This is a genomic window from Cupriavidus sp. C2SS-8b (assembly GCF_057073745.1).
Map to the genome: position 1 here is coordinate 2,757,606 of NZ_CP172717.1, position 12,648 is coordinate 2,770,253.

The following is a 12,648-nucleotide window of genomic DNA, read 5'->3' on the forward strand; positions in this document are numbered from 1 at the left end:
GATTTACTGGCGATGACTACCATCCTTCAGCACATTCCCTCCGGCCAGCGCGTCGGCATTGCGTTCTCTGGCGGCCTGGACACCAGCGCGGCGCTTCTCTGGATGCGCCAGAAGGGCGCCGTCCCCTACGCCTACACCGCCAACCTGGGCCAGCCGGACGAGCCTGACTACGACGACATCCCGCGCCGCGCCAAGGCCTACGGCGCCGAGGAAGCTCGCCTGGTCGACTGCCGCACCCAGCTGGTCGCCGAAGGCATTGCCGCGCTGCAGTGCGGCGCCTTCCACATTTCGACCGCCGGCATTACCTACTTCAACACGACCCCGATCGGCCGTGCCGTCACCGGCACCATGCTGGTCGCCGCGATGAAGGAAGATGGCGTCAATATCTGGGGCGATGGCAGCACGTTCAAGGGCAACGACATCGAGCGCTTCTACCGCTACGGCCTGCTGACCAACCCGGGCCTGCAGATCTACAAGCCGTGGCTGGACCAGCAGTTCATCGACGAACTGGGCGGCCGTGCCGAGATGTCGGAATTCATGCGGCAGAACGGCTTCGACTACAAGATGTCGGCCGAGAAGGCATATTCGACCGACTCCAACATGCTGGGCGCCACGCATGAGGCCAAGGACCTCGAGCACCTGGATTCGGGCATCCGCATCGTGCAGCCGATCATGGGCGTGCAGTTCTGGCGCGATGACGTCGAAGTCAAGCGCGAGGAAGTCACGGTGCGCTTTGAAGAAGGCCAGCCGGTTGCGCTGAACGGCAAGACCTTCGCCAATGCCGTCGACCTGTTTATGGAAGCCAACCGCATCGGCGGCCGCCATGGGCTGGGCATGAGCGACCAGATCGAAAACCGCATCATCGAAGCCAAGAGCCGTGGCATCTACGAAGCCCCGGGCCTGGCGCTGCTGTTCATCGCTTACGAGCGCCTGATCACCGGCATCCACAACGAAGACACCATCGAGCAGTACCGCGACAACGGCCGCCGCCTGGGCCGCCTGCTGTATCAGGGCCGCTGGTTCGACCCGCAGGCCATCATGCTGCGCGAAACCGCCCAGCGGTGGGTGGCGGGCGCCGTTACGGGTGAAGTCACCATCGAACTGCGTCGCGGCAACGACTACTCGATCGTCAACACTACCTCGCCGAACCTGACCTACAAGCCGGAACGGCTGACCATGGAAAAGGGCGAGTCGATGTTCACCCCGCTGGACCGCATCGGCCAGCTGACCATGCGGACGCTGGATATCGTGGATACCCGCGAGAAGCTGCAGACGTATGCGAAGACGGGGCTGCTGTCGTCGTCGGTCAGTGCTTCGCTGCCGAAGCTTGAGGACTGATCGGATCGCTGTGATGGTGCTGCGCGATGGCGCAGCGGCATGAAAAAACCGGCACTCTTGGGGTGCCGGTTTTTTTGCGGGGGGTCGTGCTTGGCAGGCGCGGCTGTTTCGCAGGCGTAGCCTGCGAGTCACTTTTTGTCCGAGCGACAAAAAGTAACCAAAAAACGCGTTTACTTGCCCTAACGGGCGAATATTGATCGTAGTGTGCTGCGAGTGTTGTACGGGTATTCGCTTCAGAGCGTGCCCGGCTGCCTGCCGCGTGGTGCGCGTCCGCCTGCAGGCTCTCCAGCAATGATTGAACCAGCCCCGAACCTGTCCGTGGCCCGACACTGCCCGCGCTATCGCATCATCGCCTTCGGCTGCTGCGCGGCTCACTAGTCGGTAAGCGGACGACATCAACGGCGCAGATGCCGGTGCTTCCGCTTCTTCCCCGCTGGCTACGCTGGAAAACAGCGGCGATCCAATGCTCGCTCCGCCAGAAAGAGACGGCTCCGCACTCCCGCTCGGCTATCATGCCAATCCTCCCTGAAGCCGCTCCCTATGATTTCCGTCCGTAATGTCACGCTGCGCCGTGGCGTCAATGTCGTACTCGACCGCGCGTCGGCCACCTTCAATCCCGGTGAAAAGATCGGTCTGGTCGGCCGCAATGGCGCCGGCAAGTCGTCTTTCTTCGGCCTGCTCAACGGCACGCTGCACGAAGACAGCGGCGAGTTCTCGATTCCCGCGGCATGGAGGATGGGCCAGGTCGCGCAGGACATGCCGGAGACCGAACAGAGCGCGACCGACTTCGTCGTCGAAGGCGACACCGTGCTGCTGGCCGCACAGGCCGAAGTCGCCGCCGCCGAGGCCAGCGACGACGGCATGCGCATGGCACACGCCTACATGGCCCTGCACGATGCCGGCGCACACGATGCCCCGGCACGTGCCCAGGCGCTGATCCTGGGCCTTGGCTTCAGCGCCGCGCAGCTTGACCAGCCGGTCAACAGCTTCTCCGGCGGCTGGCGCATGCGGCTGCAACTGGCGCGCGCGCTCATGTGCCCGTCCGACCTGCTGCTGCTCGACGAACCGACCAATCACCTGGACCTCGACGCGCTGGTCTGGCTGGAGGCGTGGCTCAAGCGCTACCAGGGAACCATGGTCGTGATCAGCCACGACCGCGAATTCCTCGACGCGGTGACGCAGGTGACGGTGCACGTCGACAACGCCAAGCTCGTGCGCTATGGCGGCAACTACAGCAAGTTCGAAGACATGCGCGCCGAGCAACTCGTCCTGCAGCAGGCCGCGATGGCAAAGCAGGCGGACAAGATCGCCCACCTGCAGAAATTCATCGACCGTTTCAAGGCCAAGGCCTCGAAGGCGAAGCAGGCGCAGAGCCGGGTCAAGGCGCTCGAACGGATGGAGAAGATCGCACCGGTGCTTGCCGACGCCGAGTTCAACTTCGAGTTCAAGGAGCCGCTCAACGTCCCGAACCCGCTGTTGTCGATGCTGGACGCGACTTTCGGCTACCCGGCGCCGGCCGGCGCACTGCCGGGCACGCCACCGACGGTTATCGTGCGGGGCATCAACCGTTCCGTGATGGCGGGGCAGCGCATCGGCATCCTGGGTGCCAACGGCCAGGGCAAGTCCACGCTGGTGAAGACGGTTGCGCACGCGCTGGCGCCGATTGCCGGCGAAATCAGCGAAGGCAAGGGCCTGAATATCGGCTACTTCGCCCAGCAGGAACTCGACGTGCTGCGCCCGCTCGACACGCCGATAGAACACATGATCCGCCTGGCCAAGGACACGCCGCCACATTTGCGCGCGCCCGGCCAGAGCGGCACCGAGCAATCGCTCCGCACCTTCCTCGGCACCTTCAACTTCACTGGCGACATGGTCCACCAGGCGGTTGGCACGATGAGCGGCGGCGAGAAGGCGCGGCTGGTGTTGTGCATGATCGTGTGGCAGCGACCCAACCTGCTGCTGCTCGACGAGCCGACCAACCACCTCGACCTGTCGACACGCGAAGCGCTGGGCATGGCGCTCAACGAATTCGAAGGCACCGTGATGCTGGTCAGCCACGACCGCGCGCTGCTGCGCGCGGTGTGCGACGAGTTCTGGCTGGTCACGAAGGGCGGCGTCGAGCCCTTCGACGGCGACCTGGACGACTACCAGCAGTTCCTGCGCGACGAAGCCCGCCGCCTGCGCGAAGAGGCGGCCGCGGCGTAGCAGCTGCGCGCGTCAGTGAATCTGCATGCCACGCATGGCGTGGATGCGTTCGTGATGCTTCTGCATGCCCTCGTACTGGCGCAGGACCACCGAGCGGATTTCCTCGGGCATGTCCTTCATCAGCGCCGAGCGGTACTCGCGCGTGGCGGCTTCCTCCTCGCGTTCGCACAACTGCAGCACCGCGTCATCGTTGTGCGGGGCGATGATGTGCATCACGCCCATCCAGGCGCGATGCATCGTGCCCGTCATGGTGCCGCGGTCGCGCGGCACGGCGCCCAGGGCACTGACCAGTGACTGCAATTCGCTCACCGAGTGGCGGCAGGTTTCGGCGGTGCCCGCCAGGATGCCGCGCATCTCGGCGTTGTCCACTTCCTTGGCACCGGTCATGCAACTGAGTTCGCCGTCCTTGCCGACTTCGATGAGGTGGTTCAGCGTAGAGACGAGTTGTCCTTGATGGTTGTCCATGACATTCTCCTTGCCGGAATCCCGGTGAAAAATGTGAATCGACGCGTACATCCTCGCCGGGCGTGTGGTGATGCCGGCTCACGCGGGGCGTCTCGCACGCTCGTAAGCTCAGTATAGAAGTGGCGCCGGCCAGCGCTGCCAGCGGAGAGCCTTGCGGCAGCCCTTCGTGGCACCGCACGGTTTGCTCAGTTCAGCGTGGCGCCCGCCTGCCTGACGATGCGGGCATGCTTGTCGAGTTCGCTCTTGAAGAACGGAACGGCCGTGTCGGGGCCGGACGTAGAAACGAGCACACCCTGCTGGGCCAGCAACTCCTGGATGCTGCGCTCCTGCAGCGTTGCCCGGATCTTCGCCTGAAGACTGGCAACGTTCTGCGGCGACATGCCGGCCGGCCCGACGATCGCGAGCCAGGCATCGAAGTTGTATTGCGGCACCCCGGATTCGGCCAGCGTCGGCACATCCGGCAAGGCCGGCACGCGCTGCTTGGTCGACACGGCTATGGCCTTCAGCTTGCCTGCCTTGATCAGCGGCAGCACGGTCGGCACGGTCAGGAAGCCGATCTGCACCTGGCCGCCGACAAGGTCGGTGGTGTAATTGCCGGCGCCCTTGTATGGCACGTGGCTGATATCGACCTTGGCTTCGCTCGCGAACAGTTGCCCCGCCAGATGCAGGACCGTGCCGTTGCCCGAGGAGCCGTAGTTGAATTCGCCAGGCTTTGCCTTGAGCAAGGCAACCAGCTCCTTCGTCGTATTCGCATGAACGGACGGATTGACGACCAGCACCAGCGGCAGTGTGCCGATCACCGCAATCGGCGTGATGTCCTTCAGGGCATCGTACGGCATGCTCTTGTAGATGAACGGATTGATCACGTGGTTCGAAGAGATCAGCCCCAGCGTCGAGCCATCCCTGGGCGCGCGGACAATCTGCTGCGTGCCGGGTACGCCGCCAGCGCCTGGCAGGTTCTCCACGACCACCGAGTGCCCGAAGTTACGGGAAAGGGACTGGCTCATGGCCCGCGCGACGGCATCGGCCTGGGAACCCGCCTGGGTCGGCACGATCAGGCGCACTGGCTTGCCGTCAGGGGCCTGGGCCTGCGCGGAAACGGCGGGGGCAGCGACCAGTGCGAAGGCGGTCAGCGCGGCAAGCGCGCGCCGCGCCTGCCGGGGCAATGAGATTGGCATTCCATGTCTCCGTCTGTTGTGCGGCATCGCCAATGCCGGCGAGGCCCTGTGTCGGACGGAGTGTAGTGCCGCCCATGGCGGCAAAAAGAGTGCTAATCCGCTGGATCGGCTATCTCAATCCGGCATAACTCCGGGTTCCCCGGATTCGCCGGATTGCCGCAGCGCCTCGATCAACGCGGAGATTGCGCGCAGCCGCGGATGCTTGACCGGCGCATAGACGAGCAGCCGCCGATCGCTCCACGGCTCTTTCAGCGGGATGCGTGCGAACCGGCGCGCGCCCGCATAGGCCGCACTGGCGCTGGTGGGCAGGACCGCGATGCCCAGTCCGGCCTCGATCATCCTGCATCCCGCCTCGAAGCTCGATACCGCCACGCTTTGCCGCAGCGGCAGGCGCAGGTTTGCGGCCTGCTCGCGCAGTTCCTGGTCCAGCGCGCCGCCCTGCTGCACGACAACCAGGGGATGGTCCAGCACCTCCGCGTAGCGCAGGTGCCGCCGCCTGGCCAGCGGGTGCTGCGCGGGCACCACGACATTGAGCGGATCGCTGGCAAAGTTCCAGGACTCCAGCCCCGCGGGCGCCTTGGCCGCCACGCCGATGCCGATATCGACGCGGTCGTCCATGCAGGCGCGCAGGCTTTCGGCCGTCGATCGCTCGTACAGGGCGATCTCCACCAGCGGATGCGCCTGCTTGAAGGCGTGCAGGCGCTCCGGCAGGAACCCGACGATGGCGGACGGACTGGCCGAGAGCCGCACGATGCCCGCAACCCGGTCGCCCAGATCCTGGACCTCGCGCGCAAAGGCCTCGATATCCTCGTTCAGCTTGCGCCCCAGTTCCAGTGCGCGCGAGCCGGCATCGGTGAGTACCACGCCAGTGGGTGAGCGCACGAACAGCACCACGCCAAGGCTGCGTTCCAGCTCCGCGATACGGCGGCTCAACGCGGACTGTGCGATGTGTTCGGTCTCGGCGGCACGCTTGATCGAGCCTTCGCGCGCGGCAGCCAGGAAGAGTTGAATGTTGACGGGGTCGATGCGCTGCATGGCGTGGGCGGGGCGGGGGTGCGGGTGTGCGGGCACCCGGATATCTCGTCAGACGATAGCGGTCATGCTACATCAGGGCTTCGTATTCCGGCGCGGGGCCGCTTAAAGTCCATGCATCGCCCAAAGGAGACTCCCATGAACGTCATCGAGCCGCCGTGCCGCGTCCTGTACCTGGCCGATTCGCCGGCCGTCATGGCGCAGCAGCTGGAAGGCCACGCGATGACGCTCGAGACCGCCGGTCCGCTGCGCGACGATGTCTCAACCGACGAGATCACGCCGGTGCCGATCCTGACGCACTATGACGACGCGCTGGGCCGCTATCCCTACACTGGCTACAAGGCTGGTGGCAGCCTGCCGTTTGCGCCGGATACGGTGCGCAACGGGCGATTCTCGGTAGCGGTCGCGGGTAGCCGGTACGGCAAGGGCTCGTCGCGCGAACATAGCCCGGCGGCGGAAAAGCTTGCGGGCATCCGGCTGGTTGTCGCGAAAAGCTTCGAACGCATCTACCGGCAGAACGCGGACAACATCGGGCTCTACACCTCGACGGATTTCAGCCTGATCGACCGGATCGAAGCGGGACAGCCTGTCACGGCCGAGGAACTCGTCGCGGGACGGGACCCGCTCGCCGCGTCGATCCTCCGGCAAGGTGGCCTGCTGCGCTTCGGCCAGAAGTACCTGAGCAGCGTCGCACCGGCGGGGCAGGCTGAAAGCGCGCATCCACAAACGCTGTTCGAGAAGATCGTGCACCGCAACCTGCTGGCGACGCCGGTGACGCCAGTCTCGCCGGAACCGGGCGATGGCATCTTCGTGCAGGCCCACTGGCGCTTTATCCACGAGTACTACACCGGCATGTGCGCGCACATGCTGCATGACACCTTCGGCAAGCCCGTCTCCCTCAAGCAGGCCGACCATATCGTCGTGTTCGAGGATCACACTTCGTACGTCGGCGAGAGTCCCGCGCATGTGCGCAACGGGCTGGTCGAGAACGTGGTGCAGATGCGGCATGCGCAGCGGGATTTCGTCCGCGACTATGGGCTGCGGTTCCACCGCACGCTGTCTGAAGACGAGCTTGGCAGCGATGACGGCAGCAACGCGGCGGGGATTTCCCACGCGATGATGACGGAGCGGTACGCGCTGCCGGGGCAGGTTGTCGTGGGCACGGATTCCCACACGCCGCACAGCGGCGCGCTCGGCTGCGTGGCCTTCGGGGTCGGCACCACGGACATGGCCAACGCATTCGTCACGGGCGCGGTGCGCATGACGCTGCCCGAATCGATCCGCGTCGAATTGCATGGCGCCTTGCCGCCTGGCGTCACGGCGAAGGACGTGGTGCTGCACCTGCTTGCGCTGCCGGCTATCCGGGCAGGAGCGGGCGTCGGCAAGGTGTTCGAGTTCACGGGCCCAGTGGTCAGTGCCATGAGCGTGGACGAGCGCGCCACGCTTACCAATATGTGCGCAGAACTGGGCGGCTTTACAGGAATCGTCGCGCCGGATGCGGAGACCGTGCGTTTCCTGCGCGAGCGGCGCGGCATCGATTTCGTGCTGGAGCCATGGATGCGCAGCGACGACGGCGCCGTCTATGCCGCGACGCTGGAGGTGGATTGCAGCGCGCTCGCGCCAATGGTGGCTCGGCCCGGCGATCCGGGCAACGGACTTCCGCTCGCGGATCTCGATCGTCGGGTGCGTGTCGATATCGCGTACGGCGGCTCATGCACCGCGGGCAAGCGCGAGGACTTCGACCAGTATCACGCCGTCTTTGCGTGGGCGGCCGGGCGTGGCCTGAAGATTCCCGGACACGTGACGCTGTACCTGCAGTTCGGCACGACCGACGTCAGGGACTATTGCCAGCGCAAAGGGTATCTGGCTGCGTTCGATGCGGTGGGCGCGCGCATCCTGCAGCCATCGTGCGGTGCCTGCGCCAATTGCGGCCCCGGCTCGTCCACCAGCGCGGACCAGGTCACGGTCAGTTCGATCAACCGGAATTTCCCGGGCCGCTCGGGCCCGGGGCAGGTGTGGCTGGCCAGTCCGCCTACCGTGGCTGCGAGCGCGATCGCGGGCGAGCTGGTTTCATTTGAAGATCTTCAACGGCGTCATTCCGCGCCTTGACGCTGACCGCTGCGCATCGCCGCCATCGGGTTATGGCTGATGCGTGCGCAGCCAGTCGCGCAGGGCGTCGTTCATGCGGGTCTGCCATCCGTCGCCCATGGCGCGGAAAGCGTCCAGCACCTCCACGTCGTAGCGCACGCTGACGAGTTCCTTGCGCACCTCCAGCCTGGGGCGGCCGCGCCGTGGCTTCATCTGCCCGAACTGCTCGTCGCTGGGGACGACGGTGTCAGTGTCGGCTGCGATCCCACGCGCAATCGCTGCCTCTTCCTGAGGGGTGTTTCGAAGTAGCTTGTTCATAGCGTTCGATCTCACGGTTGTTTGCCTTGCGCAGGCTGATTACCCAGACTATGTTGCCGCGCTGTGTGAATACCACGCAGTACAGACGGCCATTGATGGCTGCATACCCGATTTCGCGCAACTCCCCGTAGTCCCGGCGGTCATCCGGCGCACACCAGACGGCAGCCCAGTCGATTGCAACAGCCAACGCCAGCGATACACCGTGCTTGATCTTGTTGGCCACGTCCTTGCCAGGATCGTAGAGGGTGTGCATGCTATTTATTGTAGCTACATAAATTACGTGGTGCAACGAATTCCAGGCACTGCAGGATTTGTGCTCCTCAAGGCCAGGCCCCGTCGAAGCGTAGGACCCTGTATCCGCGCCTTACAGGGGCTTCAGTCTGAATCTTCGGGCGCATAGACTGGGGTGAGCATGTCCGAGGGGAGCTTCACATGAGCACATCGCCTCCCGACCGTCCCGTCATGACCACCCGCCGCCATTTCCTTCGCGAGCTTGGGGGCCTGGCTGCCATGGCAAGCGTGACACCTGCCGGTGCTGCGCAGGGCGCGCCGGCTGCGTGCCTGCTGACTCCTGCTGCGACGGAGGGCCCGTTTTATCTCGACGATGCGCAGGTGCGCAGTGATATCCGCGATGGCCGTCCCGGCCAGGCGCTGCGCCTGCGGTTGGTACTTGTCGACGCGGACCGTGGCTGTGCCGCGGTCCCGGGCGCGCTGGTCAGCATCTGGCATTGCGATGCTCAAGGCAGTTACAGCGGAGAAGAGGGACCGCGCGATGCCACGCGTTTCTTGCGCGGGGTGCAACCGACCGGCGCGGATGGCGCAGCTAACTTCGTCACGATCTATCCCGGCTGGTACCGGCCACGCGCCGTGCACATCCATTTCAAGGTGCTGATGGGAAATGCCGAAGTGCTGACCAGCCAGCTTTACTTCAGTGATGCGCTCAATCGCGAAGTGCTGGGCAGCCATCCGGCATACCGCGCCCGCGGGGCGCCGACGCGGGTGAACGCGCAGGATCCGATTGCGGGCAGCGCGCCGCCGCTGGTGCGAGTCCGCAATGCGGCGGAAGGGCTGGATGGGGAGTTTGTTGTGGGGGTTGCACGTACACCGGGCCAGCGCCGTTAGTGCAAGCCCCGCATGCCCACTAGTGAGCCGCGCAGCAGCCGAAGGCGATGATGCGATAACGCTGGCAGTGTCGGGCCACGGACAGGTTCGGGGCTGGTTCAATCATTGCTGGAGAGCCTGCAGGCGGACGCGCACCACGCGGCAGGCAGCCGGGCACGCTCTGAAGCGAATACCCGTACAACACTCGCAGCACACTACGATCAATATTCGTCCGTTAGGACAAGCAAACGCGTTTTTTGGTTACTTTTTGTCGCTCGGACAAAAAGTGACTCGCAGGCTACGCCTGCGAAACAGCGGCGCATGCCGAGAGCAATGAGCAGCGCCCCACCTAATCTCACCCCCCAAGCAAATTAGCATCCCGACAAAGCCGCCATTTGCCATCGGCCTCCCGGCGCAACACCGTGAGCGTATACCCCGAGCGGTGCACGGCCTGACCACCGGGCGGCGTCACCGTGAGCTCGATGAAATTCCGCAGGTAAGCCCAATCCCCCATCACCTGCACTTCCCGGATGTCATAGCGGCCCTGCATCTGCACCGACTTCATCCCCGCCGCCGCCTGCGCAAAAGCGGCCTTGCCGGAGGGTTCCTGTCCGGGAACCATGAAGACGACGTCGTCGGTCATCAGGCTCAACACCGTGTCGGTATCGCCGCGCTGGCTGGCGGAGAACCAGTTCTGCACCAGTTCACGGATGGCGCGTTCGTCGTCTGCGGAATTCATGGTTGCCTCGCGGGTTATGGAAGATCGGCTCTCTACGCTTTTACAGCGAGGGGTGACGCCAGATGATGCATTTTCTACATCGAACGCAGTAATTACGTTTCGTGCGCGAGCATAACTCAACCAAAAAAAGGCAAGACAGCGCACATAGGCCGGCCTTCCCGCGTTGGTATGGCTGTTGCCTATGCCAGGCAGGACCGGCTTGGAGAGCAGGCCCGGCTGAACGCTGGCCTGCGGTGCCGATCGCCAACGGCTCAGATGGAGGCAAGCATGAGCAAGAAGATACTGATCTGCATGATGGTGGCGACCACCCTTGGCTCGCTCGCGGGCTGCAGCGCAACCGGCACGGCTTCAGGTTCTGGTGCCGGTACGGGCACGGTGACGGGTTCGGGCTCCGTCTCGGACAATACCGGCCGCTCAGGCTATGGCACCGCCCCGCGTTCCACATCGGGCGGGGCGACATCCAGTGGCGCCACCTCAGGCGGCACCTCGTCGACTGCGCCGCGCTATTGAGATCGCGCGAGATAGCGAACAGAGTGTCTGCAAAACGGGCACCGGCAATTGTCGCCGGTGCCCGTTTTGCATGGTCTCGCGCCTGACTGTGCTGGCTAACGCGAAGCGGTGCCCGCACTGGCCGCCGTGCCGGCGGCCGCGGACACCGGCCTTGCTGATTGCGCGGGCGCAGCTTCCGCCGTTGCCGTACGCTGCGACCACCCGCCGCCAAGCGCCTTGTACAGATCGACACGACTGGTCAGCCGCGCTAACCGGATGGTGACCAGCGACTGCTGCGCCGAATAAAGCTGGCGCTGCGCGTCGAACACCGGGAAGTAGTCATCCACGCCATTGCGGAACCGCATTTCCGACAGGCGCCGCGTCTCGCCGATCTCGCGCGCGAGCGTTTCCTGCGCGGCGGCTTCGCGATCATAGGTCCCGCGCGCGGCCAGTCCGTCCGCCACTTCGCGGAAGGCCTGCTGGATCGTCTTCTCGTAGGCGGCGACGTTGATGTCCTTCTGCACCTTGGACGCATCGAGTCTGGCCTGGTTGGCCCCGCCATTGAAGATCGGCATGGTGATGGCCGGTGCGAACGCCCATGCCATGCCGCTCGAGAACAGCCCCGCCAGCGCGGTGCTGGCCACGCCGATCGCCGCTGTCAGCGAAATGCTCGGGAAGAAGGCCGCACGGGCCGCGCCGATATCGGCATTGGCCCCCTTCAGCCGGTGCTCGGCAGCCATGATGTCGGGCCTTTGCTCCAGCAGCGCCGACGGCAAGCCGGCCGGCAGCTCGGCGACGAACGAGGTGTTCTCGAAGGGCTGCGGCGGCGGCAGGTCTGCCGGCAATTGCGTGCCGACCAGCACCGCCAGGGCGTTCTCGTCCTGCGCGACCTGGCGTGTGTACTGCTCCACGCCCACGCGCGCCGTTTCCAGCTGCGTCTGCGCGCGGTGCATGTCGATCTGCGCCATGCCGCCGGCACGCTTGCTGCGCTCGACCATCTGCACGGCGGACTGCTGCACGTCCAGCGTCTCCTGCGAGATCTTCAGCAGTTCCTTGTCGGCCTGCAGCGTCAGGTAGGCACTGGCGACTTCCGCCACCAGGCTGATCTGCGCGCTGCGGCGCACTTCCTGCACCGCCAGGTACTGCTCCAGCGCCTCGTGCTTGAGGCTGCGCACGCGGCCGAATACATCGAGTTCGAAGGCATTGAAGCCAACGCCCGCGGTGTAGGCATGGATCACCGATGACTGCCCGCCCCCCACCAATGCGCCGGGCACGCGCGTGGCGACCATGTTGGCATTGGCGTTGATCGACGGGAACTGCGCGGCGCGCTGGATGCGGTACTGCGCGCGCGCCTGGTCGATGGCCAGTGTCGCCATGCGCAGGTCGCGGTTATTCGCCAGCGACAGTTCGATCAGCCGGCGCAGGCGCGGATCGGTGAAGAAATCTTCCCAGCCGAGGCTGGCCGCGGGCGTCTGCGTTTCGGCGAGCGTCTTGCCTGCCGCCTGCCCGCCTTGCGCGCTCGTGCCCTGGACGTAGGCCGGACCCGTCGGCCACGCATTGGGCACCGGCTGGTCAGGCCGCTGATAGGTGGGCTCCAGCGTGCAGGCCGCGAGGGCGAGGGTAACCGCGGCCGCCGCAATGCGCCGCAAGGGAAAGAAAGTCCGCATCTGTCGTGATTTCATAGAGTTCATTCCG

Annotated in this window: 12 protein-coding genes; 5 read left to right on the forward strand and 7 right to left on the reverse strand. The window is 65.2% G+C overall.

Features of this window, described 5'->3' with window-relative positions; genetic code table 11:
• The first annotated feature begins 12 nt into the window (after positions 1-12).
• Both argG and ACIGJB_RS29395 read left to right on the forward strand, forming a co-directional pair.
• Positions 13-1,338, forward strand: a complete 1,326-nt coding sequence (argG, locus tag ACIGJB_RS29390; RefSeq protein ID WP_483712934.1) for an argininosuccinate synthase — start codon at positions 13-15, stop codon at positions 1,336-1,338.
• A gap of 540 nt (positions 1,339-1,878) precedes the next feature.
• Positions 1,879-3,543, forward strand: coding sequence for an ABC-F family ATP-binding cassette domain-containing protein (locus ACIGJB_RS29395; RefSeq protein ID WP_483733442.1), 1,665 nt, complete (start codon positions 1,879-1,881; stop codon positions 3,541-3,543).
• 12 nt (positions 3,544-3,555) lie between these two features.
• Here the strand turns inward: ACIGJB_RS29395 and ACIGJB_RS29400 are convergent, their stop codons facing one another.
• The 3 genes from ACIGJB_RS29400 to ACIGJB_RS29410 form a co-directional block, all read right to left on the reverse strand.
• The gene (locus ACIGJB_RS29400) at positions 3,556-4,008 is read right to left on the reverse strand and encodes a PA2169 family four-helix-bundle protein (protein ID WP_483733443.1); all 453 of its coding nucleotides are present in this window, start codon (positions 4,006-4,008) and stop codon (positions 3,556-3,558) included.
• A gap of 185 nt (positions 4,009-4,193) precedes the next feature.
• Complete coding sequence (locus tag ACIGJB_RS29405) at positions 4,194-5,186, reverse strand: tripartite tricarboxylate transporter substrate binding protein (RefSeq protein ID WP_483733444.1); 993 nt, start codon at positions 5,184-5,186, stop codon at positions 4,194-4,196.
• A 114-nt stretch (positions 5,187-5,300) separates the two neighbouring features.
• Entirely contained in the window at positions 5,301-6,221 is a 921-nt protein-coding gene (locus ACIGJB_RS29410; RefSeq protein ID WP_483734699.1) for a LysR family transcriptional regulator, read from the reverse strand.
• A 135-nt stretch (positions 6,222-6,356) separates the two neighbouring features.
• Between ACIGJB_RS29410 and ACIGJB_RS29415 the strand changes: the two genes are divergently transcribed.
• Positions 6,357-8,327 (forward strand): aconitase family protein, encoded by a 1,971-nt coding sequence (locus tag ACIGJB_RS29415; RefSeq protein ID WP_483733445.1) that lies wholly within the window; start codon positions 6,357-6,359, stop codon positions 8,325-8,327.
• A gap of 30 nt (positions 8,328-8,357) precedes the next feature.
• On the opposite strand, the gene ACIGJB_RS29420 is transcribed toward ACIGJB_RS29415, so the two are convergent.
• Both ACIGJB_RS29420 and ACIGJB_RS29425 read right to left on the reverse strand, forming a co-directional pair.
• Positions 8,358-8,624 carry a BrnA antitoxin family protein gene (locus tag ACIGJB_RS29420; RefSeq protein ID WP_483733446.1) on the reverse strand — a complete coding sequence of 89 codons (267 nt, stop codon included), beginning with the start codon at positions 8,622-8,624 and terminating at the stop codon, positions 8,358-8,360.
• Positions 8,554-8,877 carry a BrnT family toxin gene (locus tag ACIGJB_RS29425; protein WP_483733447.1) on the reverse strand — a complete coding sequence of 108 codons (324 nt, stop codon included), beginning with the start codon at positions 8,875-8,877 and terminating at the stop codon, positions 8,554-8,556. The genes ACIGJB_RS29420 and ACIGJB_RS29425 overlap by 71 nt, the downstream gene beginning before the upstream one ends.
• A 179-nt stretch (positions 8,878-9,056) precedes the next feature.
• Here ACIGJB_RS29425 and ACIGJB_RS29430 point away from each other — a divergent pair, with 179 nt between their 5' ends.
• The gene (locus ACIGJB_RS29430) at positions 9,057-9,746 is read left to right on the forward strand and encodes an intradiol ring-cleavage dioxygenase (protein ID WP_483733448.1); all 690 of its coding nucleotides are present in this window, start codon (positions 9,057-9,059) and stop codon (positions 9,744-9,746) included.
• Between the two features lie 334 nt (positions 9,747-10,080).
• On the opposite strand, the gene ACIGJB_RS29435 is transcribed toward ACIGJB_RS29430, so the two are convergent.
• The gene (locus tag ACIGJB_RS29435) at positions 10,081-10,464 is read right to left on the reverse strand and encodes a YybH family protein (RefSeq protein ID WP_483733449.1); all 384 of its coding nucleotides are present in this window, start codon (positions 10,462-10,464) and stop codon (positions 10,081-10,083) included.
• A gap of 267 nt (positions 10,465-10,731) precedes the next feature.
• Here ACIGJB_RS29435 and ACIGJB_RS29440 point away from each other — a divergent pair, with 267 nt between their 5' ends.
• Positions 10,732-10,974 (forward strand): hypothetical protein, encoded by a 243-nt coding sequence (locus ACIGJB_RS29440; RefSeq protein ID WP_483733450.1) that lies wholly within the window; start codon positions 10,732-10,734, stop codon positions 10,972-10,974.
• A 95-nt stretch (positions 10,975-11,069) separates the two neighbouring features.
• On the opposite strand, the gene ACIGJB_RS29445 is transcribed toward ACIGJB_RS29440, so the two are convergent.
• Positions 11,070-12,644, reverse strand: a complete 1,575-nt coding sequence (locus tag ACIGJB_RS29445; RefSeq protein ID WP_483733451.1) for an efflux transporter outer membrane subunit — start codon at positions 12,642-12,644, stop codon at positions 11,070-11,072.
• Between the last annotated feature and the right edge of the window lie 4 nt (positions 12,645-12,648).